Consider the following 25372-nt stretch of genomic DNA (forward strand, 5'->3'; position numbering starts at 1 on the left):
TCAACCTCGGTTTTTTTATTGCTTAAACGAGCCAGTTAATAACTTAGTTATTAACGCTACGTTGGCGTAATACTTCAAATAAACAAATACCTGTGGCTACCGATACGTTTAAGCTTGAAACCGTTCCCGCCATAGGTATTTTAACTAACAAGTCGCAATGCTCGCGGGTTAAACGGCGCATGCCTTCACCTTCGGCACCCATAACAATAGCCATTGGCCCTGTTAAGCTGGCATCAAATACGTGGTTATCGGTTTCACCTGCAGTGCCTACAACCCAAACGCCAGCGTCTTTAATTTCACGCAATGTACGTGCAAGGTTAGTAACCTGAATAAGCGGTACTGTTTCGGCTGCGCCACAGGCAACTTTACGCGCTGTGCCGTTAAGCTTAGCTGAGCGATCTTTAGGTACTATTACAGCATGTACGCCAGCGGCGTCGGCACTACGTAAACATGCACCTAAGTTATGCGGATCAGTAATGCCATCAAGCACTAACAAAAATGGAGTATCTTCACGTGCAATTATCGCATCAAGATCTTTTTCGTTAAACGTTGGTGCTGCTTTTACGTTGGCAATAATACCTTGATGCTGCTCGCCTTTTGATTTGCTATCAAGGGCTTTGCGTTGCATGTACTGTACTGAAATACCAAATTTAAGTGCTTCATCAATAATCGGGGTTGAGCGTTTATCGTCACGCCCTTTAAGCGCGTAAATTTCTACAAAACGCTCTGGTTCGCTTGCTAAAATCGCTTCAACAGAATGAAAACCAAAAATTAATTCATTACTCACGTATTTTCTGCTCCTGGGGTATTACGTTTGCGGGCATTTTTGCCTACTCTTTTAGGCTTTTTAACGGCCTTTTTTTTCGGTTTTTTATTTGCTGTGGCATCTACTGCTTTTTTGTCAGCTGGTTTAGTTGCCGACTTATTTACAGGTTTACCTTTATCTTTGCTTGCTGGCCTTTTTTTACCTTTAGGTTTTTCATCGCCATGCGATTTTTTACCCGGTACTTTGCCTGCTTTTAACTGTGAACGTACACTCGCAGGTGCATGCTCAGATTTATCAGTGCCTTTTGGCCCACGGCGGCGCGTGTATCGGTCTTGCGCTTTATCGCCTTTAAGGGTTAAGTTTATGCGTCTGTCTTCTAAGCTAACCGATGCAACACTTACCGTTACTTTATCGCCAAGGCGATATACTTTGTGCGTTTGCTCGCCTATTAAACAATGTTTTGCGGCATCATGGGCAAAAAATTCATTGCCTAAGTTGGCAACATGAATAAGGCCATCAATTTGCAAATCATCTAAACGAATGAATAAACCAAAATTGGTTACCGATGAAATAACACCATCAAACTCGGTGCCAACGTGATCTTGCATAAACTCACATTTTAACCAATCGGCTACTTCGCGAGTAGCATCGTCGGCGCGGCGCTCTGTGGTAGAACACTGCTCACCTAACTTATCTACTTCGTCATCTGTGTATGCGTATTCGCCTGAAGTATGTTGGCCTTGTGCTTTTAGTACCGCTTTTATAGCACGATGCACTACTAAGTCGGGGTAACGACGAATTGGTGAAGTAAAGTGCGCATAAGCAGATAAAGCTAAACCAAAGTGGCCTATGTTATCTGGTTGATACACAGCTTGCTTCATTGAGCGCAGCAGCATGGTTTGAATAAGCTCTGCTTCTGGGCGATCGCCTAAACGAGCTAGCACTTGAGTAATTTCTTTAGGTGTTGGCTCGTCGCTTAACATGCTCTCAATACCAAGTTCGCCTAAAAACTTAGTAAAGTTACCTAGTTTTTCGCTATCTGGCTCGTCATGGACACGAAATAGCGCGCTGGCTTCGTGTTTTTCAAGTAATTTAGCCGCCGATACGTTGGCTAAAATCATACATTCTTCAATAAGTTTGTGCGCATCGTTACGAATAACCGGCACTATCGATTCTATTTTACGCTGTGCGTTAAATACAAAACGAGTTTCGAGAGTTTCAAACTCAATTGCACCACGCTCTTGGCGAGCCGATTTAAGCGCTAAATACATTTGCTGTAAATCGGTTAAATGTGGCACTACATGCGCATATTCTTTACGTAGTTTCTCATCGTTTTGTAAAATGGCATTTACTTTGGTGTAAGTTAAACGTGCATGCGAATTCATTATCGCCTCGTAAAACTTATAACCCGAAAGCTTGCCCGAATCTGACACTGTCATTTCGGCAACCATACATAAGCGGTCAACTTCAGGGTTAAGCGAACATAAGCCGTTAGACAATACTTTAGGCAGCATAGGAATTACTTGCTCAGGAAAATACACTGAGTTACCGCGCTCTATGGCTTCTTTGTTTAGCGGGGTGTTCATACCTACGTAATGCGATACATCGGCAATGGCAACCCATAAACGCCAACCACCTGACTTTTTAGGCTCACAATAAACGGCATCATCAAAGTCGCGTGCGTCTTCGCCATCTATGGTTACTAAAGGTAGGTCGCGTAAATCTACGCGATTTTGCTTATCAGCCTCGTCAACAAATTCGCCAAAGTGGGCTACTTGCGCTTCAACTTCTTCAGGCCAAACGTGCGGAATATCGTGGTTACGCAGGGCAACTTCTATTTCCATACCTGGGGCTAAATGCTCGCCAAGTACGTCAATTACTTTACCTACCGCGTTCATATTTCGGGTGGGGTTTTGCGTTATTTTAACTTGCACCATTTGGTTATGGCGCGCGCCGTTTTCGCTTCCCGGTAAAATCATTATGTCTTGGGTAATACGCGGATCTTCGGCAACCACAACGGCAATACCATGCTCAACAAAATAGCGGCCAACAATAGGCGCGCGCTCGTTGGTAAGTACTTTTATAATACGTGCATCGCATTTTGAGCCAGAGCCACGTTTAGTGCCTTTAGCAAGTACAATGTCGCCATGTAACACCATGTTCATTTGGTGCTTAGCAATAAACCAATCTTTATTCTCGCCTTCAACTTCTAAAAAGCCAAAACCGTCTCTGTGGCCTACTACTTTGCCTTTAGTTAAACCGGCTTCGTCAATTAGGGCGTAACATTTATGCTTATTAAAATACAGCTGACCGTCACGTTCCATAGCACGAAGGCGGCGTTTAAATGCGATTTGCCGTTCTTCATCGTTTACCGCTAGTTCTTCACATAACTGTGCATAGTTAGCAGGTTTTGAACGCTCTTGAAGGTGAGTAAGTATAAACTCACGGCTAGGGACTGGGTTTTCGTACTTTTCTTGTTCTCGACTGAGATTTGGATCTTGGTTTGACATTCACTATCTTGTTAGTTTGGTTATGTAGGTATTTTAACCCATATAGCTAAAATGAGACAGGTAAAAGCTATTAAACTTTTAATAAAGCACTTTTACCTTACTTTTTGTATTTAAAAACTTAGCCTAACCGGGCTTAACCCGCCCTTAATTTTGTGGCGGGTTTATTCTGCTATAAGTTAAAATTAGTAACTAAAATTAGTAGCTCAAACAAACTCATTAAGGCCTGTTTGACGCTAAGTTAGAATTGTTTTTGCTGTAAATTTTTCCATAACAATTTACTGATATTATCGATAAAGATCGGATCTTCTGTTTCCATGGTTAACACTATTTGTTTATTCATTTGGGTTTTATTTTGAGCGTAAATCCAACGGTTTTTATTAAACTGTTGTGCAAAGCCCAGCGCACCTGCTTGTAATTGAGCTTCATCGGCAAAAATAGCTTCTACTACTTTGTTATCTAATAACTCTTGTGCCCCTACTCGCATACCCGACATAGCTAAACGGTTAAAAAAGGCTTGTGGAATAGCTTTATTAATAATAGGAAACATTGAGGGTAAAAATGGCACCATCACATCGACTTCAGGAAAACAAAAAAATCCCTTATCAGATTTCATTAGCCTAAAATCACAAGCGCAGGCCAATACTGCACCATTACCAAAAGTATGGCCGTTTAACGCGGCAATAATCGGCATAGGAAACGTAACAATGCGTTTTAATAACGCGGTTACATCGCTCATAAAGCCGGCAATTGTTTCTGGGGTATTACTCGTATTAGCCATCCACTCTAGATCGATTCCCAATGACCAATTTTTTTCACTGTTAGATGTAAGCACCACCGACTTAATATTTTTATCGGCTTCTATTTGATCAAGATGCTGATTAAACTCAGCCAAAAACTCTGGATTATGGCGGTTTTCGGGGGTATTCATGGTTAAAACGGCCGTGCTTTCTTCGGTTTTTATTGCTATAAAACGTGTCATTTATTCCCTCATTTTTCATTATTTTAATTATTAATGCTGTTTCAGCAGCGCGTTTTTGTTATTAATACACTCAAGCTTGGTTTAGTGTTTTTACGCACAACTTTACAAATAAACGTTTAATTCCTGTATTTATCAATTTTAAACGCAGTAACCTACTAACGAGTGTAAGCTAAACGAATATTAAAAGTAAATTCGATTTTAGTTACATTACCTTAAATACAGCTAACTTTGCTTACATTTGTCACGAAAAATCAAAAATTCATCTTAACCATTGTCTGCAATATTTAGATGAGCCAACATAAGGAAATAACATGCAGTCGCAACAGCAAAGTTTAATTTACCTACACATTGCCGTATTACTCTTTGGCGGCACTGCGCTATTTGCAAAGTTAATTGGTTTAAATGCACTCGACATTACCGTGTATCGTGCAGCCATAGCCGGCATCGCTATTTTTATTTTGCTCGGCATGCAAAAAAAACCGATTAAGCTAAACCAAGGTAAAGATTACTTAATTGCCCTGTTACTCGGTGTGGCAGTAGGCATACATTGGGTAACTTATTTTGCGGGAATGCAACTTGCTGGGATCACCATTGGTATGTTGGCTTTTTTTAGCTACCCGGTAATAACCGTGTTTTTAGAACCGTTTTTTCATAAAAGTAAGCCCAAAGCAAAAGATATTATTAGTGCGGCGGTAGTGTTAATCGGCATTTATTTATTAATACCTAATGCAAATTTAGGGAATGATGTAACACTTGGGGTGATCACTGGGGTTATTTCGGCGTTCTTTTTTGCCATTCGTAATATCATTCATAAGCGCTATTTTAATCAATACGGTGGCCCGCAAACCATGTTTTATCAAACCTTGGTTGCCAGCCTAATGCTTTGCGCGTTTATTGAAGTGCCTATTTATGCGACCACTAATCACGATTTGGTGCTTATTTTAGTTGCGGGAGTTATATTTACCGCAGCTCCACACTCATTATTTGCTGCCAGTTTAAAGCATTTATCGGCGGCAACCGCGGGGCTAATTGCTTGTCTTCAGCCACTTTACGGCACATTATTAGCTATTATTATTTTGCATGAGCGCCCCTCTATCGCCACTTTTATTGGTGGTGCATTAATTGTTAGCGCTGCTTGTTTTGAAACTTGGTCTATTGCACGGAAATCACGCCAATGAAAGTATTTGCCCATCGCGGTGCCAGTGGGCACTTTCCAGAGAACACCCAAAGCGCCATTATGGCGGCCTTACAAATAGGCGTTGACGGCATTGAAGTAGATGTACAAAGCGCACTTGATGATTACATGATCATTCACGACACTTGGCTTGATAGAACCACTAACGGCGTAGGTAAAGTGTGTAACTTTACTGCTGCTCACATTATGCAACTCAATGCTGGTAATGGCGAAAAAGTACCAACTTTACAGCAACTTTTTGATTGGAATAATAATCAAACACTCTTAAATTTAGAGCTAAAACATACTTTTAATCTTGAACAGTTTGCAGCTCAAGTTGAAAAAAACATTACAGAAAAACGCATTTCAGCAGATAACATTTTAGTGTCGTCGTTCGATCATCATCAACTAGCCTGGTTAAAAAAACGCTTACCTTGGCTAAAAATGGGTGCACTAACGTCATCTATACCAATTAATTATGCAAAGTTTGCTGAAGACTTGGGCGCGTACAGTGTTCATGTAGATAAAAACTTTATAAATAAAGCCTTTGTAGATGATGCAAAACAACGTGGTTTAATAATTTATGCGTACACTGTAGACAAACAACAAGATATAAAGCTGATGCTAGATTTAGGTGTGGATGGTATTTTTACAAATTATCCGGCACAAACTAAAGCTTACTTAGGTGATTAATAATAACCAAATGGTCTGTACATAATGAGTAGCTATATGCGAATTTATAATTTTTTAGAAAAAACACTTTTTTTTACCTTAACGCGCAAAATTGTGGGTAATTTAAGTTTTGTATTTTTATTTCAGGCTATTACTTTATTTTGGCTGTATGAAAGCTTAACCCTAAACCAACAAAGTACTGGGTTATTTTGGGCATTAGCTTTAGTGATTGTGGCTGGCTTTATTTTCACCCTATTTTATATGCGATTTTTAATGGTGCGCCCAGTAAAGGCAATGCGCGACACGCTAATAAATATAAACCAGCAAGATGCAGACTTATCGGCAAAGTTACCCCATTTTACTTATGATGAGTTTCGTGAACTAAGCGAGCAATACAATCTTTTTACTACTCATTTAAATCAGCTACTAAACACAACCTACAATAGCGCCCAAGCAGGCGTGCAAAGTATCGCGCAAGTAACTCAGTCTATGCAACATACTGAGCAATTAAGCGGACAACAAATACATTTAAGCCATACCATTATAAATGCCAGCAACCAAATAGCGCAGAGCTTACAAAATATAGTAAGTAATACCGACAGCGTGCATAAAGTAAATAATGAGCATTTAAATTTTGTTAAGCTTTCGGCAACAGAGTTGTCGGCCTTAGTGCAACAAGTAAAATTAATAACCGATATGCTAACCGGCTTTTCGGCAACTATTTCAGGCTTAAAAGAAAACAGTGAAAACATTCGTAGCATTTTAAAAATGGTGGAAGAGTTTTCTGATCAAACCAATCTACTAGCCCTAAATGCCGCCATTGAAGCAGCAAGAGCCGGTGATGCGGGACGTGGTTTTGCGGTAGTTGCCGATGAAGTACGTACTCTTTCAATTAAGGTAAGTGGTGCAACGCGGCAAATTAGTGATTTTATAAACCAAATGAACGAGCTAGTAAACGAAACAAATAAAGAGTCAGAGCAATTAATTACTCACTCACACAATGCGCAAAAATCAATTAATAGTACTTCTAATGGTTTTACTAATATGCTTACTGAATTTGAGCATAACCAGCAACAGTTACAACAAATTGCCGAGGCTGTGCACTTACTTGAGCAAACACAAAATCAAACCCACCAATCGGTAGAGCATATTGTAGCGCTTGGCGAGCAAGCCAAACAAACCATAGATACAGCACTTAATGATTGCCAACAATCACAAACCCTCAGCCAACAAACACAACAACAACTAAAACGCTTTGTGCAGTAATACCTATTTTATTAAAAATAGGTATTTGCTAACAAGCTTATGGGTATAACAAGCGTTTTACCCATAAGCTAAATATGTTAAATTACCCAGCTATTTATTTAACCGTGTGATGCATGTGAGCGACACAGTTCCTGATTATAAAAACCTTGCCCAACAAATTAAAGCGTGGGGACAAGAGCTTGGCTTTAGCGAAGTAGGTATTACTGATATAGACTTAAGCAAGCATGAAACGCAGCTGCAACGTTGGCTCGACGCCGGCTACCATGGCAATATGGATTACATGGCCGCTCATGGTATGAAACGCGCTCGCCCTGCTGAGTTAGTGCCCGGAACGCAGCGTGTTATTTCGGTAAAAATGAATTACCTGCCCCCCGATGCAGGTTTTGCCAAAACCCTTAAAAACTCAGAAAAAGCGTATATAAGTCGCTATGCTCTTGGCCGCGACTACCATAAATTAATGCGTAATCGCTTAAAAAAATTAGGCCAAAAAATAGAGCTCGAAATTGGCGAATACGGTTTTAGGCCTTTTGTCGACTCAGCCCCGGTACTTGAGCGCCAACTTGCTGAAAAAGCAGGCTTGGGCTGGCGCGGTAAACACTCATTACTTATTAATAAAGAAGCCGGTTCTTGGTTTTTTTTAGGTGAGTTATTTGTTGATTTACCGCTGCCCATAGATGCAGAAAACACCTTTGAAGGCTGTGGTAAATGCGTAGCCTGCATAACACTATGCCCAACTGGCGCTATTGTTGAGCCCTACGTGGTAGATGCACGTAAGTGTATATCGTACTTAACCATTGAGCTACAAGGCCCTATTCCAGAGCAATACCGAACATTATTAGGTAACCGCGTTTATGGTTGTGACGACTGCCAATTAGTTTGCCCGTGGAATCGTTATGGCCAACTTACCGACGAAAATGATTTTCATCCGCGCATCCAATTAAAAGATAAAGACCTGCTTGAGCTGTTTGCTTGGGATGAAGCCACTTTTTTAAAAAACACCGAAGGCAGCCCTATTCGTCGTATTGGCCACGAGCGTTGGTTGCGTAATTTGGCTGTAGGCTTAGGTAATGCTGAATTTAGCCCTAGCATTATTCATGCCCTAGAAGATAAAAGCTTAGCTTGCAGTGAACTGGTTTTAGAGCATATAAATTGGGCGCTGCAACAGCAACGCAATAAGCAAGGTACTATACTGCGTAAAACCGCAAGGCTTATCAGAATTGTTGAAAAAGGCCTACCCCGCGACGCTTAAATGTTTAGGTGTGGAGTAAGCACTTTTAATTAATCGCTACGGTTATAAGTGCTTACCAAAAATAGTTAAGCTGTAAGGGTTATTATCCATAATGGCCACCTGTGGTAACTCGCCCCACACACTAAAATTAAAGTGTTTAAATAGTTTAATACTGGGTAAATTATGACTAAAAATGAACCCTAGCAGCACTTTAATATTAAGTTGCTTAGCTTGCGTTTGGGCAAACTCCATCAGTGTTTTACCTAAACCTTTGCCTTGTGCTTTAGCGGTAATATAAATACTTATTTCTACCGTGCCTTCGTAAGCTACGCGCCCATAAAACGGTTTATAACTAAGCCATGCTAACACTTGGTCATTTTCAGAATATACATAAATTGGCCGCTGAGAAGTGTGACTATCAAACCAAGCTTGCTTGTCGGTAACGCTTACCTCTTCGGTATCGGCGGTAACCATTCTGCTGGCAATGGTTTCGTTATAAATTGCGACTATAGTTTTTAAATCTTCTGGGCGTGCTAAACGGATTGTCATAAGGTCTAGATAAGGTTGATCAGTTGCGTTTATATTAGCGTATCATTGAGGCTATAAACAATATGTAACCTTTTAACTTTAGGCATTAAAAATGATAAAAATAATATTATTAGCATTAATGGCGTTACTTGTACCCGCATTAGCTCAAGCGCAAAGCACGGCTGAGCACCCCATTAAAAAACAAAATAACTGCCAAGACTTTACTAACGTTACTTTGCGTAAACTACGCTCAAAAGAGTTTGTTAACTTATGCCAATTTGAAAACCAACCGCTGCTAATTGTTAATACAGCGAGTAACTGTGGCTTTACGCCGCAATTTGCAGGGCTTGAAGCGGTTTATAATAAATATAAAGATCAAGGCTTAGTGGTATTGGGATTTCCTTCTGATGATTTTTTTCAAGAAGAAAACAACGAACAAGACACCGCCAAAGTCTGCTTTGTTAATTACGGGGTTACTTTCACTATGTTTGCCACCAGCGCAGTGCGCGGCAGCGATGCAAACCCTATTTTTAAACACTTAAATAGCCAAACCAGCTCACCTAATTGGAATTTTTATAAGTATTTAGTGTCTGCTGATCGTAAAACAATTACGCGCTTTAACAGTAAAGTAGCCCCCGAATCAGAAAAACTAACTGCAGCAATTGAAGCGACATTAGCTATTAACTAGGTTAAAACCGTTACAATTAGTTTAAACTAACTAAAATACACGTTAGTATGATTAAAAAACAACCAGATTAATTATTAGGAGATTTTATGACAGTGGCAAGCGCAAGACATATATTAGTAGATAGTGAAGCACAGTGTTTAGATTTAAAAGAAAAAATTGAACAAGGTGAAGACTTTGCTGTGTTAGCAAAAGCACACTCTAACTGTCCTTCAGGTCAAGATGGCGGTGCTCTTGGTGAGTTTGGCCCAGGTATGATGGTGCCAGAGTTTGATAAAGTGGTGTTCTCTGCGCCAATTAATCAAGTACAAGGCCCAGTACAAACACAGTTTGGTTACCATTTACTTGAAGTAACCAGCCGTTCAGAGTAACTTATTCTGTACTGTAAATTTTGAAAAAAGCCGCTTATGCGGCTTTTTTATGGAGTAATTATGCAACTATTTGGTTCTGTTACCTCGCCTTATGTACGCCGTATTAGAATATGGGCGCTGGAAAATAACTGTGATTTAGAGTTTATTAATCTGGATATTTTTTCAGCGCAAGATCGCCCAACTATGGTGAGCAAAAACCCAGCACGCAAAATCCCTATTCTCGTAGATGGCAATTTAACCCTTAGTGATTCAAACTCAATACTGCGTTATTTACTTGAAAAAACAGCACAGCCAAAATTAACTTGGCCGCAAGAGCACTTACTTACCACTATTAATGCCTGTAATGACTCTTTAGTGGAAATGCTTTTATGCCAGCGCTCTGGTTTTGATACGCAAAGTGATGCGTTATTTTTTAATTTGCAAAACGAACGTATTGTTGAAACATTACACTTTTTAAATGATCATTTAACTGATGATGAATTTAAAGGCTGTGAATACCTCAACATCAGTTTATACTGCCTGCTTGATTGGATTTGCTTTCGTGAACTAACCGACATTAGTCAGCATTCAGCGCTTGTTGCTTTTTATGAGCAATATGGCCAACGCCAAGCAGCAATAAATACCAGTCCTAGTCATTAATTTAAAAAGGTAAACACATGAGCGATATCGAGATTGAATCAGAACTAGTCAACTTTGTTGAAAAAGTACGTATGAGCGAAGTAATTTGGGCACTAGGTGCAGAAGATAATGGCTTTGTAGTGTGTGATTCAAATCAATTTGACGAGACTGACGTATTACTACTTTGGGAAAGCGAAGCGGCTGCTAAAGCTCAGTGTAAAGACGAGTGGAAAGAGTACAGCCCAGTAGAAATTGGCCTTGATGAATTTTTAGATGAATGGGTTGAAGACCTAAACGAAGACAATGCTTTAGTTGGCCTTAACTGGAATGACGACCAAGTATGCGTAGAAATTGAACCAGTAGGTTTAGCACGCGCATTAAGTGAATAATTCACTATAGCTTAATTAATAAAGCATAAAAAAAGCCAACTGCATTCGTGCTAGTTGGCTTTTTTGTTTTAATTAATTAGGTATAAGTATTTATACCCAAAACATACTCGCATCTTGCTATGTTTTGGGTATAAAATGTATTTTGTCATTATTTTCAAGGTACACCGTTGAAAACCCATCTTGGTCGCCGTCCTTTTTCAGCTATGGAGCTGCACACACTTTACACTGGCTATATTTATGGCGATATGCGCGTGGTGCGTGAACAAGCAAAACATTGGCATTTTTGGTTGCCATTAATTGCTTACTATACGGGCGCTTATAGTGACGAAATAGGCTGTTTAACACTTGATGACTTAACTGTTGAGCAAAATATTTTATGTTTTAGTTTTCATACCCACGGAAAAATAAAACCGCGACTTATTCCTGTACATCAAGCGCTAATTAATGCTGGCTTTAACGACTATTTAGCATTTATAAAAAGCCAAAACCAACAGCGATTAATGTTCGACTTGCCAGCTAAAACCGGTCGCTACAGCGAAAAAGTTCGCATTTGGTTTAGCGGCGAAGGCGAGCGCGCTGGTTACTTACAAAAATGTGCAATTCCAAACATTGACCAACTCGGAATGAAAACCGCTATAAGTAGCCTGCGGCTTAACTTTGAGCAGCAAGTACGTATTTATGCACTGCAAGCCAACTCTAAAGACGCGTTTAATTATTTAATGGGCTTTAACGAATACCCACACCCAAATTATAGCAATGTAGCAGTGTTAAATAGCATAATTGGGCAAATTCGCGTTATTAACTCACAACTGCATTGGCAGCGCTTTATCAATCGCGATAGTCACTGACAAACTTTGTTACTCTTTACTCGTCCAAATCCGGGGTTATTCGATTACTCCATAAAAGAAAGCTGCTAGGATATCCGCATATAATACCGTTTCTATTGAAGTAGCGTGGTAACGCTGTCTGCTTTAGTCATTTATAACAATAATAAACTAGGGATACTATGTTTCTTAAAAGCCTCTTAACCGTAAGTGTTGCATTCGCGATGAACGCCGCAAATGCTAACGAATTCGTAATTGAAAAACTCGCAAAACCAAGCAGTCAATCAGTGTCGTTAACACTCGATCCAAGCCAAGATACCTTTACTGGAATGACTGAAATTATTTTAGAAGTACTCAAGCCAACTAACTACATAGAGCTAAACGGCGTGGCTTACGCAACTAAAATGGCACAATTACTTGGCGAGCAAAATTGTGACTTAAACAGCGAAATGCTCAAAACCGGTAAAGTAAAATTTAGCTGTGATGAGCAAATTCAGCCGGGTAAATACACCTTAAAAATTGATTTTTCAGCGCCATATAATCGCCAAAGTGTTGGGCTATATAAAACCTTAGATCAAGGTACACCTTACTTATTTACTCAGTTTGAAATGAGTGATGCGCGCCGTGCATTTCCGGTGTTTGACGAGCCAAGCTACAAAATTCCATTTCAGCTCACTATTACCGCGCCTACCTCACAAAAAGTATATGCCAATACACCTGAGCTTAAAACTACAGTAAATGGCGACATGACCACCCACTTTTTTGATAAAACACCGCCTATTCCTTCTTATTTAGTAGCAATGGCTGTGGGCCCTTTTGAAGAGCTTAATGTTGAAGGTATGTCGGTGCCAGGGCGCGTAATTACCCCACAAGGTAAAATTCATTTAGCCCAGTACGCAAAAGAAAACATGCCAAAAGTACTAGGCGCACTTGAGGCGTATTTTGGTATTCCTTATGTGTATCAAAAACTAGATTCGGTGGCTGTACCTGAATTTCCGTTTGGTGCCATGGAAAACTCAGGACTTGTAACCTACCGAGAAGATATTTTATTGGTTGATTTAGCTGCCGCTACGCGCAGTAAAAAACAACGCAATGTGTCTATTATTGCTCACGAACTTGCACACCAATGGTACGGTAACTTAGTAACGATGAAGTGGTGGAACGATTTATGGTTAAACGAAGCGTTTGCTAGTTGGATGGCGGCAAAAATTACCAAGCAACTAAACCCTGAATTTGAATCGCACCTAGATTTACCACAAAATAACGTTATGCCACTTGATGCACGTTTGAGTACTAAACCAATTCGTAAACCAATTAAAACCGAAGCCGATATTATGGATGGTTTAGGCCTTGCTTATAGCAAAGGTAGCTCGGTACTTGCTATGGTTGAAAACTGGATAGGTGAAGAGGCCTTTCAAAAAGGTATTCAAAATTACTTAAAAGAATTTTCCTATAAAAATGCCGAAGCTGCCGATTTATGGCAAGCACTTGGCAAAGCTTCTAATAAAGATGTAGCGAGTGTTTTAAAATCGTTTATTGAGCAATCTTCCTACCCACTGATTAAAGTAGCTCAGCAAGGTAGTAAAATAACTATATCGCAAAGTCGCTTTGTAAATGCCGGTGTTGATGCGCCTGAGCAATTATGGAATGTGCCTGTTGCAATTAAATATGGCGCGGGCGATAAAGTAAAAACAGCGAACGTATTACTTAATAAACAAAGCCAAACGCTAGATTTAGATTTTGCACCCGAGTGGATTTATCCCGATCAAGGCGCATTGGGTTATTACCGCTGGGTGATGGACGATGCACAGTTTAGTGCGCTTATCGACAATGCTGCTGACAAGCTAGATGACCGCGAACGTTTAGCGTTATTATCTGCTACCGATGCACTACTTGATGCTGGTGTTATATCGGCCGCTAAGTTAATGCAAACGCTTGAAGTATTTATAAGCGACAGCCACCCTCGCGTTGCTAATACCGCGCTGGGCTATTTAGTATCGCAACAACGCACCTTTAAAGACGATAGCAATAAAGACTTATGGCCTAAATTTATTCGTGGTGCAGTAACCCCTGCGGCTAAAAAATATGGCTTAGAGGCAAAAGTAGGTGAAGATGGCGCTATTTCACAACTTCGAGCTGCGGTTGTATCGCGTTTAGGTTTTGATGGCGAAGATCAAAATGTGATCAATAAAGCAAAACAGCAAACTCAGGTTTATTTAAACGATCCACAAAAAGTAGACCCGTACTTAGCAGGTACTTATTTAACTTTAGCTGCTTTTAACGGCGATAAAGCGTTGCTTGATCAATTTATGGCAACCTTTAAAACCACCAAAGATCCACAAGTACGTACTAATATGCTCTCGGCTATGGGCTACTTTGCAAAACCTGCACTGCAAAAAGCAGTATTGGCTTACAGCTTAACAGATGAAGTAACCGCATCCGACATGCGCACTATTTTAGCAGGACAAAGCTATACTGATGAGCGCCAAGCGCTGTTTATTGACTGGGTTTACAGTAATTACGATAAAGTAACAGCAAGCTTACCGCCGTTTTTTATCCCTAACCTACCGTATTTTACGACTGCAAATTGTGATGCAAATAGCTTTGCCACAACACAAAGCTTCTTTAATACTAAGTTAGCTGAAATACCAGGTTACGCTCGTACTTTAAGTAAACTAGAAGAAAGTACTAATGATTGTATTGCACTGAAAAATCGTGAGCTTGAATCGGTTAATAACTTCTTAAAAGGTAAGTAGCTATATTAGGGTTCTAGGTTTTATTTTAGAGCCTAGAGCTGATAACAAAACCAAGCTTCGTAGCTAATAATTTACTGCGAGCTTGGTTTGTTTTTTACTAATACCTAGCATTTTGCGCTGTGGTGTTAAATTTACCAGGCTTTAAAAAAGCGCGGCATACTGCCTTGCCTACTTATAACCTAAACCCAGCTTGGCCGATATTTTGTTAAATCTGAAGTCTGAAAGCTGATTTATAAACCTTTACTATTACCCGCCTAAAATCATCGTTAGTTTAGCAATAAAATCTTTTGCTGCTTGCTCAGAGTTTATTTTAAACGCGACACCATAATGAATCGGCTGTGCACTTTTATAAATGCGCGTAGGAAAACGCGTCATTTCGCTACTATGAAAATAGCCCTGAGTACGCACTACCCCATCAATATCGGTAAAATCATCACTAAACACTTCAAATGCTGGGCGAATTATAATTTTACCTTTGCCGCCTTCACTGTGCGTGTAAAACGCTTCTTTTGAATTAACTAACATGTATTCGGCAATATTCTTTATTTTAAAATTACTTCTACACTCTAATTTAATTAGCTGCTCAGTAAGCTCGTCTGCACTATAAGCCACGTTGTAATCCCTATTAGTTAAATTTGCGCATAACCTTAACGCATACGCATTATAAAGTCTGAAATTTATTTAAATTAGTCCTCAGCTACATCACAAACAAAAGCAAGTTTGTCGTTGTTATAACTCATACGGGTAATATTGGTATGGCAATAGGGTGTTAAATCCAGCCATTGCGATACAGTGTTATTGCCACTAAGGTTACGTTGGTAAACACGGTTGTTAAGCGCATAAGCCAGCGTACTGTCGTCTTTTAAGATAAAGTCTTGTACTTGTAGCGGCAATCTAAGTAAGTTTTCTACCTGCTTAGTTTGTGGATTAAAACGCGCTACAATATGTTGCTCATTTTGGGTGTAACTAAATATAAACTGCGCCATTGTATGATTGTAAATAAGCGTACGACCAATGTTTTTTGCCACAACTTGCCCTTTTGCCGCTGCAACCAAGCTATATTGTAATGTATGTGGCTCACCTAAAATAAACATTACTAAATCGTTATTTATACCCCATGCGTGATATCCCACTGGCTCTATCCAGTCAAAAATACGACTTGCTGCAACTTCGCTATCAAGCGGATATTGCCATAGCTTTTGCTTGCCATTGGCCTCTACCACAATTGCCGATAAGCTTTGTTTATTTGGCATTACGGTTGGTGAGTATTCGCTTACTGGCGTATTGGTTATATTAATAATTTGTTTTGTTGCAAAGTCGTAGTAAGCAATATCGGTTTGGCTTTGCTCAATACTTAATACTTCATGGGTAAAGTAAACACCATTATTGTGTATATGAGGCTGATTATTATAACTATCACTGTCGCTCACAATAGTAACTTGCAGGCCATAAGGAGTATTTAAATCGGCTAATAATACTTGGCTTTTGGGCATACTTGCCTGTGCTACTGAGAGCGTTAAAGCGCTTATTGAAAACAACCCTAGTAGTGGTTTTAAAAATTTCATGCTCTATCTCGTTTTATTTTTAAGCACCCCATGATAACGTTATTTGCTGATTACGTCACTTGACCTAGACCAGCAACATCTTTATAACTAACCGGGTCTTATAAAAGAGAATTAATATGTCAGCTAAACATCCTATTATTGCAATAACCGGCTCTTCAGGTGCGGGGACAACTACCACCACGAATGCAATTAAACATATTTTTCGTAGCCTTAACATTAGTGCGGCTTTTATCGAAGGGGATAGCTTTCATCGTTACACTCGCCCTGAAATGGAAAAAAAAGTACGTGACGCGCAACAAGAAGGCAAACATATTAGCTACTTTGGCCGCGAAGCCAACGACTTTGGTTTACTAGAAACCCTATTTGATAGCTACGGTGAAACCGGCCAAGGTAAACTGCGTCGTTATTTACATACCTTTGACGAAGCGGTGCCTTACAACCAATTGCCCGGCACATTTACTCCGTGGCAAAACCTAGAGCAAAATACCGATTTATTATTTTACGAAGGATTGCATGGCGCTGTTGTAGATCAAGAGCACAATGTGGATGTAGCAAAACATGTAGATTTACTTATTGGTATGGTGCCCATTATCAACCTTGAGTGGATCCAAAAGCTGATCCGCGACACCTCTGATCGTGGTCACTCACGCGAAGCGGTAATGGGATCTATAGTGCGCAGTATGGACGATTATATTAACCATATTACTCCACAATTTTCACGCACCCATATTAACTTTCAACGAGTCCCTACCGTAGATACCTCTAACCCGTTCAGCGCAAAAGACATTCCATCACTCGATGAAAGCTTTGTGGTGATCCGCTTTAGGGGCATTGAAGATGTCGATTTTCCGTACTATTTACAGATGATCCAAGGTAGCTTTATGTCGCGTATTAATACCTTGGTAGTGCCTGGCGGTAAAATGGGCTTGGCAATGGAGTTGGTACTTACCCCACTCATTAAAGATATTATTTTAAAAAAACGAGCATTAGAAAACCTAGCACCACTGGATTTACCTATTTGATATTGGATAACCCACTGCCCTTTTTTGTTAAAGCCAACTCACGTACACTGCTGATTTTGCTTAAAGTGAGATCAGCATGTCGCAACCATTAAAAGTTATTGTGGGCTCTAAAAACCCAGTAAAAATAAATGCTGCTAAGTGCATTTTTAGCATATATTTTCCAGAGCGTGACATTGACTGCCAAGGTGTAAATGCTCCCTCGGGTGTGCCTGATCAACCTATTGGTGAAGAGCAAACTCGCATTGGCGCACAAAACCGAGTGAATTACTGCAAAGAGCACTACCAAGCCCACTATTATGTGGCCATGGAAGGCGGTGCAGAGCAATTTAGTTACGGTGCCGCAACCTTTGCCTATGTAGTTATCGATAACGCGGTAAATCAAGTTGTAGGACGCAGTAGCAACCTACCTTTGCCGCAAATACTGTATAACGCATTACTTAATGGTGCAGAGCTTGGCGATGTTATGGATAAGACTTTTAATACCACCAATATAAAGCAGCAAGGCGGCGCTATTGGTTTACTCACTAATAACCACGCCACCCGCGAAAGTACCTATACTCAGGCACTTACTTTGGCCATGGCACCTTTTTTACATTCAGCGCTTTATTGCCAAACAAATTAATTTTAGGAAGTTTAATGAAATACAGTTACGTGCTGTTTGATGCAGACGAAACCTTGTTTAGATTTGATATTTTAGCGGGCATGACTCGCATGTTTAAAACATATAACGTAGATTTTAGCCAAGCCGACTATCTTCATTATCAAAAAACCAATAAGCAACTATGGGTTGATTACCAAAATGGCGACATTAGTGCCGACTACTTGCAGGTTACTCGCTTTAGCGAATGGGCTACTAAACTAAATGTGCCAGCAAAAGAGCTTAATGATGCATTTTTAGATGCTATGGCAGAAATATGCGAGCCGCTACCCGGTGCCATAGAGCTGTTAAATAAACTTAAGCCCCACGCTAAGTTAGGTATTATTACTAATGGTTTTGCACGTTTACAAACCGTGCGCCTTGAGCATACTGGTTTAAAAGATATGTTTGAATGGTTAGTCATTTCTGAATTAGTGGGCATAGCTAAGCCTAATAAAGCTATTTTTGACCATACCTTTGAATTAATGGGTAACCCAGATAAAAGCCAAATATTAATGGTTGGCGATACTGCCACAAGCGATATTTTAGGCGGTAATAATGCGGGGATTGATACCTGCTGGTTACAACACCCAAACGAGCAGTTGCCCGAGGGTATAAAGCCTACCTATACCGTTACTCATTTGAAGCAGTTACAAAGTATTTTAGAGCTGTAGGTAGCTACGCACTTAAAGTATTTTCAATAGGCAAAAAAAATGACGCTAATTAGCGTCATTTTTTATAACTGTGTGAGCAATAAATTAGGCTGGCGCTAATTCAAGGCCGGGTGCAGGCATCGTTACAGGCGTTTCAAAGGTTGCCCACTCCCATGCTGACTCAGTAGCCATTAATTTACGTAGTAATTTATTATTTAAATCGTGACCCGATTTAAATGCAGTTACTTTACCTAAAATGTTATGACCTGTCATAAACATGTCACCAACACAGTCTAATATCTTATGCTTAACAAACTCATCGCTGTAGCGTAAACCGTTTGGATTTAACACTTTAAACTCATCAAGTACTACTGCGCTATCCATGCTGCCACCTAATGCTAGGTTGTTAGCATGCATATATTCAATGTCTTTCATAAAACCAAAAGTACGTGCACGGCTAATTTCTTCAATAAAGCTTTTCGTCGTAATATCTAAACCAATACGTTGGCGACTTTCATTGATAGCTGGGTGATCAAAGGCAATTTCAAAGTCGATATGAAAACCGTCATACGGTTCTAACTCGGCCCATTTATCGCCTTCTTCAATACGTACTTTTTCTTTAATACGAATAAAGCGTTTTGCTGCATTTTGCTCTTCAATACCGCCTTTTTGTAACAAATAAATGAATGGTAATGCACTACCATCCATTATTGGCACTTCTGAGCTATCTAATTCTACAATTAGATTATCAATACCCATTGCAGCAACAGCGGCAATAAGATGCTCAGTAGTTGATAAGCGAACACCATCTTTGTTAATTAAACAGGTACATAATTGCGTATCACCAACGGCTTCAGGTGTTGTTTCAAAATCAACAACCGGATCAAGGTCGACACGACGAAATACAATCCCAGTATTTGCGCTCGCAGGTCGGAGAGTTATTGTGACCTTCTCACCTTTATGAAGTCCAATTCCTATGGCTTTGACTACTTGTGCAATCGTTCGCTGTTTAATCATAGGTTCGCTCACTTAAATTCAGTTACAGTTAGACGGCGGATACTAACATAAATACGCCGCAATTGCAATATTCGTTCACATTTCAAACGAAATACTGTTTATATTAATCAGCTTGTTTACGTAAAAAAGCAGGAATATCAAAGTAATCTCCGCCTTCTGACTTGTCTGATTTTTTGTTACTTGGCGCTGCAGCACTCGTTGTGCTTTTGTTAGCACTAGATGAAGTTGTTTTTTCGTCACTTTCAACTTGCGTCTTTGCAGTGTTTTCTTCAGCGCTTGTGCCTTGGCTTGCAAAGCTTGGTACGTACATGCTGCTACTTTGGTTTGAAGTGCTGGCTACATCAGAACCTGATGCTTTTTTAAAGCCATTATCAACAATGCCAAACTGCGGACGACGATCGCCACCTAAGCCAGTTGCAACTACAGTTACACGTAATTCATCGGTCATTTCAGGGTCAATTACTGCACCTACAACCACAGTAGCGTTTTCTGATGCCAATGCTTTTACGTGGTTACCAACGATCTCAAATTCTTCAATCGCAATGTCCATACCCGCAGTAATATTAACCAAGATACCTTTAGCACCAGTTAAATCTACGTCTTCAAGTAATGGGCTTGAGATAGCCGCTTCTGCTGCTTCTTGCGCACGATCAGGACCTGATGCAGACGCTGTACCCATCATTGCAGGACCCATTGCTGACATTACTGTACGTACGTCGGCGAAATCCACGTTGATCAGACCAGAGCGAGTAATTAACTCTGCAATACCCTGAACCGCACCAAATAATACGTCGTTAGCTTTAGCGAAGGCATCTAAAAGTGTAGTCCCTTTTCCTAAAACTTTAAGCAGTTTATTGTTTGGAATTGTAATAAGTGAATCTACAATTTCTGACAATTCATTAATGCCTTGTTCAGCCGCTGCAGCTCGCTTTTTACCTTCAAAATCAAAAGGACGCGTAACTACTGCTACGGTTAAAATACCAAGCTCTTTTGCAATTTTTGCCACTACAGGCGCTGCACCAGTACCAGTACCGCCGCCCATACCTGCTGCAATAAATACCATGTCGGCACCTTCAAGGCTGGCACGAATTGTATCGGCATCTTCTTCAGCTGATTGACGACCTATTTCTGGGTTTGCACCGGCTCCTAACCCTGAGGTTATTTGCGTGCCTAATTGTACAGTAACGTGCGCTGCTGAGTTACGTAATGCTTGTGCGTCTGTATTAGCAGCAATAAAGCATACGCCTTCAATTTGCTGTTTTACCATGTGCTCAACAGCGTTACCGCCGCCGCCGCCCACGCCAATTACTTTTATTACAGCTTCTTCGCTATGTTGTTCCATCATATCAAACATGTTTACTCTCCGACTTGAGTACTAAAACTCGCCTTGGAACCACTTAGTAATGCGGCTCCATAAATTATTATTCCCTTCTGCTTTCAACTTTTGTGCATTCATTGATTGCATGGTACGCCCGTATTGTAACAAACCAACAGCGGTTGCGTACGAAGGATCGTCCACATAGTCTGTCAAACCAACTATCCCAATTGGTTTGCCTATTCTTACCGGCATTTGGAAAATATCTTCTGCTACTTCCATTGCGCCGGCCATTTTAGCAGTTCCGCCTGTGATAACGAGACCTGCTGCAATTTGGTCTTCTAACCCTGAGCGACGAATTTCTTCCATCGCTAATTCAAATAATTCTCTAAATCTTGGCTCTACCACTTCCGATAATGTATGACGTGACATTAATCTAGCTGGGCGTCCGCCTACACTCGGTACTTCTATGGTGTCTTCATTACTGGCCATTTGGCTACTAGCACAGGCGTATTGTACTTTGAGTGCCTCTGCATGTGATATAGGTGTGCGAAATATTTTTGCTATATCGCCAGTTACTTGGTTACCCGCCACCGGAATAACCGCTGAGTGACGCAGTGCACCATTAATGTATATAGTGATATCCATAGTGCCACCACCAATATCAAGTACTGCTACTCCCAGCTCTTTTTCATCATCGGTCAGTACCGAGTAACATGAGGCAAGTGCAGTAAAAATAAGCTGGTCAACTTCAAGCCCACAACGCTGTACACATTTTTCGATATTTTTTGCCATATCGTTTGAGCACGTAATAATGTGAGCACGTGCTTCCATACGTACGCCGCTCATACCGAGTGGGTTTTTAATCCCCTCTTGCATGTCGATACTGTATTCTTGTGGTAACGCATGTAGCATTTTACGCTCTGCTGAAATAGGCACTGAGCGGGCAATATGAATCACATTTTCAATGTCTTCATCGGTTACTTCGGTGTTGTTAATTGCTACTACACCGCTTTCGTTTTGGCATTGTATATGCTTGCCAGAGATACCAAGGTACACTGAGCTAATACGACAATCAGCCATCAATTCGGCTTCGTCTATGGCTCGGCGAATAGACTCAGATACTAAGTTTAAATCGTTTACGCCGCCTTTATCCATACCTCGGGATATTTGCGTGCCTACACCAACAATACTGAGTTTGTTGTCTGCGGTGATTTCACCTACCGTTGCAATCACTTTTGAGGTGCCAACGTCTAATCCAATCACTAGGTTTCTTTCTGCTGACTTAGTCATGCCTTACTCTTATTTTGTAATTGTTCTTCTTGCAATGGCTTAAAGCTGACTGCAAGGCCAGTATCGTAGCGTAAATCGATTGCATCTATTTGAGCATCTGCACGCTTTTCCATGCGTGGATAAACGTCTATAAAACGCTGTACACGCTTAGCTTTATCTTTGCGCCCTAAATTTAAGCGCACTCCATTATCTAGCCACAACTGCCATGAGAAACGCTCCGATAACGCTAAACTTTTTAACGTTAATGCGTTTACTTTTAGCATTTCGTCAAATTGCTGAAACGCAATCCATGCTTCTTGCTCACTGCCCTCTGGGCCATATAGTTGAGGTAAGTTTTTACTTAACTTATTACTTTTAGCTTCAAATGCATCGCCGTTTTGATTAAGTAACAAGTCACTATTCCAATGCGCAACAGCGCGGTGCTCAACTACATAAACTTGCAGTGTGTCGGGCCATTGTTTACGCACCGATACACTTGCCACCCAAGGTAAATCTTGTACCAATTGCTGTACATGCTTTACATTAAGGTCAAAAAAGCTAGTTAAATCTGCTTTTTTAATCGCCCTAATAATAGCGATTTCGTCGGTATATTTAGGATTACCCTGCACCGTTAAGTGTTTAATTTGGGCATCTTTATTTTCTACCAACCAATCCGATACACCAGTGGTAATTTGCACTAAGCCGATTACCACAGCTAGAAAAAAACTCACCCCAAAAATCAGCGACCAGTTTAGTTGCTGTTTGATTTGTAGCGTTTTTTCTAAAAGGGGATGCATATTAAAGTGTTTGCTCCAAAATGCGAACAACTAATTGCTCAAAACTTGCACCATGTGCTTTTGCCGCCATAGGTACAAGCGACTTTTCGGTCATACCGGGTACTGTATTTACTTCTAATAAGTAAAAATTACCTTGCTGATCTTGCATTGCATCTACGCGTCCCCAGCCGCTAGCACCTACTAAATCAAATGCATCGAGTGCCATTGCTTGTAAGTGCTCGGTATCTGCAGGCGATAAATCTGCCGGGCAATGATACTGCGTGGTGGTTGCTTGATATTTAGCTTGGTAATCATAAAAACCATTGGGGGTTGTCATTTCGATTACTGGCAACACTTCATCGCCTAATACCGTTATGGTAAATTCGCGGCCACTGATCCACTGTTCAACTAGCACTTGGCTATCAAACTTAAACGCATTACTCAGTGCATCTTCAAGCTCTTGTGGCGTGCTTGCTTGTGCCATACCAATACTTGAGCCTTCGTGTGACGGCTTTACCATCACTTTTTTAAATTGCTGCATTATTGCCGCTGCATCAAAGCCTTTTTTGGCATCAACCACGGTATAAGGAGCGGTACTTAACCCTGCCGATTTAAATAAATGCTTACAACGCACTTTATCCATAGCCAGCGCTGAGCCTAGTACGTTACTGCCAGTATACGGCAGGTTCATAAATTCAAGCGCACCTTGCACTGTACCATCTTCGCCACCACGACCATGCAGTGCAATGAACACTCTATCAATTGCTAACTCATTTAGCTCCCATAACGGGCGCTCTTTTGGGTCAAAGGCAATGGCGTTTATGCCATGATTTTGCAATGCATTTAATACCGCTTGTCCTGATCTTAATGACACTTCACGCTCTGCTGAGTTACCCCCTAACAGCACCGCTACTTTACCAAACTGCGTATTTAACTGTGTCATACTTCACCTTGTTTAAGTTTTTCTATCGACATACCCGTAGCGGCTAAGGTTTTTACTAATTGCCCTATGTTGCCAGCCCCTTGGGTTAATACTAAATCGTTATTTTGTAAGCAATCGGCTAATACGCTTGCCAACTCTGCGCTATTAGCTACGTGGCGGGGCTCTTTACCGCGCTGGCGTAAACTACGGCATAAGCTTTTACTATCTGCGCCTACAATTGGCTCTTCGCCAGCACTGTATACATCGAGTAATAACAACTGATCAACCTCGGCTAATACCTTTACAAAATCCTCGTACAAGTCGCGAGTACGAGTAAAGCGATGAGGTTGATACACCATAACTAAACGTTTATCTGGCCAGCCTTCACGAGCAGCGGTAATAGTGGCGGCCACTTCTGACGGATGATGCCCATAATCGTCAACTAACATTACGCTGCCACGTTCGTTTTCAAATTCACCGTAGTGCTGAAAACGTCGGCCAATACCTTCAAATTTTTGCAATGCTTCTAAAATAGCGAAATTAGCAATATTTTGATCTTTTGCTACCGCTATAGCTGCAGTGGCATTAAGTGCATTATGCTTGCCTGGCATATTTAGCGTTGCGGTTAAGCTCTCGCCATGTTTATTGGTTACCGTAAACTTGCACGTGTTTGCCGACTGGCTAAAGTCGCTCATGCGATAATCCGCATCGCTCGACTCACCATAAGTAATCACTGGGCGACCAAAGCGCGGTATAAGCTCGCTCGCGACTTCAGAGTCAATACACACTACAGCTAAGCCATAAAACGGCAGGTTATGAATAAAGTCCACATAAGTGTCTTTCATTTTTTCTAGGCTGCCGCCATAGGTTTCCATGTGATCTTCTTCAATATTAGTGATCACCGATACCATTGGCTGTAAGTGTAAAAATGAGGCATCGCTTTCATCCGCTTCGGCGATTAAAAAGTCGCTTTTACCTACTTTTGCATTGCTGCCGGCACTATTTAACAAGCCACCAATTATAAATGTTGGATCAAGGCCAGCTTGTGCATAAATACTGGCAATTAAACTGGTTGTTGTAGTTTTACCGTGTGTACCCGCAATAGCTATACCGTGGCGAAAGCGCATTAGCTCAGCGAGCATTTCGGCGCGGCGTACCACAGGTACTCTTGCGGCCTTTGCGGCTATAATTTCTGGATTTGTTTCATCAATAGCACTGGAAACAACCACTACATTGGCATCTTTTACGTTATTTTCGTGATGCCCAATAAACACCTCTGCACCGGCTTTAATTAACCTGTCTGTCATAGCGCTGTGCGCAATGTCTGAACCGGTAATCCTATAACCTTCAAACGCGAGTACTTCGGCAATGCCGCCCATGCCTGCGCCGCCAATACCAACAAAGTGGATGGTTTCAATGCGACGCAT

Annotated in this window: 25 protein-coding genes; 13 read left to right on the forward strand and 12 right to left on the reverse strand. The window is 40.8% G+C overall.

Annotation, left to right across the window (positions count from 1 at the left end; translation table 11 throughout):
• Positions 1-43: 43 nt before the first annotated feature.
• The 3 genes from rlmB to I6E78_RS00355 all read right to left on the reverse strand — a co-directional run bounded on the left by rlmB (position 44) and on the right by I6E78_RS00355 (position 4255).
• Positions 44-787 carry a 23S rRNA (guanosine(2251)-2'-O)-methyltransferase RlmB gene (rlmB, locus tag I6E78_RS00345; RefSeq protein WP_011329127.1) on the reverse strand — a complete coding sequence of 248 codons (744 nt, stop codon included), beginning with the start codon at positions 785-787 and terminating at the stop codon, positions 44-46.
• Entirely contained in the window at positions 784-3276 is a 2493-nt protein-coding gene (rnr, locus tag I6E78_RS00350) for a ribonuclease R (RefSeq protein WP_197181784.1), read from the reverse strand. The genes rlmB and rnr overlap by 4 nt, the downstream gene beginning before the upstream one ends.
• 238 nt (positions 3277-3514) lie before the next feature.
• On the reverse strand, positions 3515-4255 hold the full coding sequence (locus tag I6E78_RS00355; RefSeq protein ID WP_197181785.1) for an enoyl-CoA hydratase/isomerase family protein: 741 nt from the start codon (positions 4253-4255) through the stop codon (positions 3515-3517).
• Between the two features lie 311 nt (positions 4256-4566).
• Between I6E78_RS00355 and I6E78_RS00360 the strand changes: the two genes are divergently transcribed.
• The 4 genes from I6E78_RS00360 to queG all read left to right on the forward strand — a co-directional run bounded on the left by I6E78_RS00360 (position 4567) and on the right by queG (position 8616).
• Entirely contained in the window at positions 4567-5433 is an 867-nt protein-coding gene (locus I6E78_RS00360; protein WP_011329130.1) for a DMT family transporter, read from the forward strand.
• Complete coding sequence (locus I6E78_RS00365; RefSeq protein WP_197181786.1) at positions 5430-6122, forward strand: glycerophosphodiester phosphodiesterase; 693 nt, start codon at positions 5430-5432, stop codon at positions 6120-6122. Before I6E78_RS00360 ends, I6E78_RS00365 begins: the two co-directional genes overlap by 4 nt.
• Positions 6123-6146: 24 nt before the next feature.
• Positions 6147-7367 (forward strand): methyl-accepting chemotaxis protein, encoded by a 1221-nt coding sequence (locus tag I6E78_RS00370; RefSeq protein WP_197181787.1) that lies wholly within the window; start codon positions 6147-6149, stop codon positions 7365-7367.
• Between the two features lie 109 nt (positions 7368-7476).
• On the forward strand, positions 7477-8616 hold the full coding sequence (gene queG / locus I6E78_RS00375; RefSeq protein WP_231617922.1) for a tRNA epoxyqueuosine(34) reductase QueG: 1140 nt from the start codon (positions 7477-7479) through the stop codon (positions 8614-8616).
• A 42-nt stretch (positions 8617-8658) separates the two neighbouring features.
• Here the strand turns inward: queG and I6E78_RS00380 are convergent, their stop codons facing one another.
• On the reverse strand, positions 8659-9144 hold the full coding sequence (locus I6E78_RS00380; protein ID WP_011329134.1) for a GNAT family N-acetyltransferase: 486 nt from the start codon (positions 9142-9144) through the stop codon (positions 8659-8661).
• Between the two features lie 91 nt (positions 9145-9235).
• On the opposite strand from I6E78_RS00380, the gene I6E78_RS00385 reads away from it, so the two are divergent.
• The 6 genes from I6E78_RS00385 (at position 9236) to I6E78_RS00410 (ending at position 14766) form a co-directional block, all read left to right on the forward strand.
• On the forward strand, positions 9236-9811 hold the full coding sequence (locus I6E78_RS00385) for a glutathione peroxidase (protein WP_197181789.1): 576 nt from the start codon (positions 9236-9238) through the stop codon (positions 9809-9811).
• An 86-nt stretch (positions 9812-9897) separates the two neighbouring features.
• Positions 9898-10179: a peptidylprolyl isomerase gene (locus I6E78_RS00390; protein WP_011329136.1), complete on the forward strand. Its 282-nt coding sequence runs from the start codon at positions 9898-9900 to the stop codon at positions 10177-10179.
• A gap of 60 nt (positions 10180-10239) precedes the next feature.
• Complete coding sequence (locus tag I6E78_RS00395; RefSeq protein ID WP_011329137.1) at positions 10240-10818, forward strand: glutathione S-transferase family protein; 579 nt, start codon at positions 10240-10242, stop codon at positions 10816-10818.
• A 17-nt stretch (positions 10819-10835) separates the two neighbouring features.
• The gene (locus I6E78_RS00400; RefSeq protein WP_011329138.1) at positions 10836-11186 is read left to right on the forward strand and encodes a DUF2750 domain-containing protein; all 351 of its coding nucleotides are present in this window, start codon (positions 10836-10838) and stop codon (positions 11184-11186) included.
• Positions 11187-11353: 167 nt separating this feature from the next.
• Positions 11354-12034 carry a hypothetical protein gene (locus tag I6E78_RS00405; RefSeq protein ID WP_011329139.1) on the forward strand — a complete coding sequence of 227 codons (681 nt, stop codon included), beginning with the start codon at positions 11354-11356 and terminating at the stop codon, positions 12032-12034.
• A gap of 158 nt (positions 12035-12192) precedes the next feature.
• Positions 12193-14766: a M1 family metallopeptidase gene (locus I6E78_RS00410; RefSeq protein WP_089368724.1), complete on the forward strand. Its 2574-nt coding sequence runs from the start codon at positions 12193-12195 to the stop codon at positions 14764-14766.
• Positions 14767-15012: 246 nt separating this feature from the next.
• Here the strand turns inward: I6E78_RS00410 and I6E78_RS00415 are convergent, their stop codons facing one another.
• Positions 15013-15378, reverse strand: coding sequence for a hypothetical protein (locus I6E78_RS00415; protein ID WP_011329141.1), 366 nt, complete (start codon positions 15376-15378; stop codon positions 15013-15015).
• A 74-nt stretch (positions 15379-15452) separates the two neighbouring features.
• Positions 15453-16331, reverse strand: coding sequence for a TolB family protein (locus I6E78_RS00420; RefSeq protein WP_086993260.1), 879 nt, complete (start codon positions 16329-16331; stop codon positions 15453-15455).
• 116 nt (positions 16332-16447) lie between these two features.
• Here I6E78_RS00420 and I6E78_RS00425 point away from each other — a divergent pair, with 116 nt between their 5' ends.
• The 3 genes from I6E78_RS00425 to yjjG all read left to right on the forward strand — a co-directional run bounded on the left by I6E78_RS00425 (position 16448) and on the right by yjjG (position 18664).
• Positions 16448-17353 carry a phosphoribulokinase gene (locus I6E78_RS00425; RefSeq protein WP_011329143.1) on the forward strand — a complete coding sequence of 302 codons (906 nt, stop codon included), beginning with the start codon at positions 16448-16450 and terminating at the stop codon, positions 17351-17353.
• A 76-nt stretch (positions 17354-17429) separates the two neighbouring features.
• On the forward strand, positions 17430-17975 hold the full coding sequence (yjjX, locus tag I6E78_RS00430; RefSeq protein WP_089368725.1) for an inosine/xanthosine triphosphatase: 546 nt from the start codon (positions 17430-17432) through the stop codon (positions 17973-17975).
• Between the two features lie 14 nt (positions 17976-17989).
• Positions 17990-18664, forward strand: coding sequence for a pyrimidine 5'-nucleotidase (yjjG, locus tag I6E78_RS00435; protein ID WP_011329145.1), 675 nt, complete (start codon positions 17990-17992; stop codon positions 18662-18664).
• Between the two features lie 84 nt (positions 18665-18748).
• Here the strand turns inward: yjjG and lpxC are convergent, their stop codons facing one another.
• From lpxC to murC, 6 genes are all read right to left on the reverse strand, one after another.
• Positions 18749-19660, reverse strand: a complete 912-nt coding sequence (gene lpxC / locus I6E78_RS00440) for a UDP-3-O-acyl-N-acetylglucosamine deacetylase (protein ID WP_011329146.1) — start codon at positions 19658-19660, stop codon at positions 18749-18751.
• A 103-nt stretch (positions 19661-19763) separates the two neighbouring features.
• A complete protein-coding gene (gene ftsZ, locus I6E78_RS00445) occupies positions 19764-21014 on the reverse strand; it encodes a cell division protein FtsZ (RefSeq protein WP_011329147.1) in 1251 nt (416 codons plus the stop codon).
• 21 nt (positions 21015-21035) lie between these two features.
• Positions 21036-22268: a cell division protein FtsA gene (gene ftsA / locus I6E78_RS00450; protein WP_011329148.1), complete on the reverse strand. Its 1233-nt coding sequence runs from the start codon at positions 22266-22268 to the stop codon at positions 21036-21038.
• A complete protein-coding gene (locus I6E78_RS00455) occupies positions 22265-23044 on the reverse strand; it encodes a cell division protein FtsQ/DivIB (RefSeq protein WP_011329149.1) in 780 nt (259 codons plus the stop codon). Before I6E78_RS00455 ends, ftsA begins: the two co-directional genes overlap by 4 nt.
• A gap of 1 nt (position 23045) precedes the next feature.
• Positions 23046-23966, reverse strand: coding sequence for a D-alanine--D-alanine ligase (locus I6E78_RS00460; RefSeq protein WP_011329150.1), 921 nt, complete (start codon positions 23964-23966; stop codon positions 23046-23048).
• Entirely contained in the window at positions 23963-25372 is a 1410-nt protein-coding gene (gene murC, locus I6E78_RS00465) for a UDP-N-acetylmuramate--L-alanine ligase (protein ID WP_231617923.1), read from the reverse strand. Before murC ends, I6E78_RS00460 begins: the two co-directional genes overlap by 4 nt.

The sequence above is a fragment of the Pseudoalteromonas sp. NZS127 genome, assembly GCF_015864805.1.
GTDB lineage: Bacteria > Pseudomonadota > Gammaproteobacteria > Enterobacterales > Alteromonadaceae > Pseudoalteromonas > Pseudoalteromonas nigrifaciens.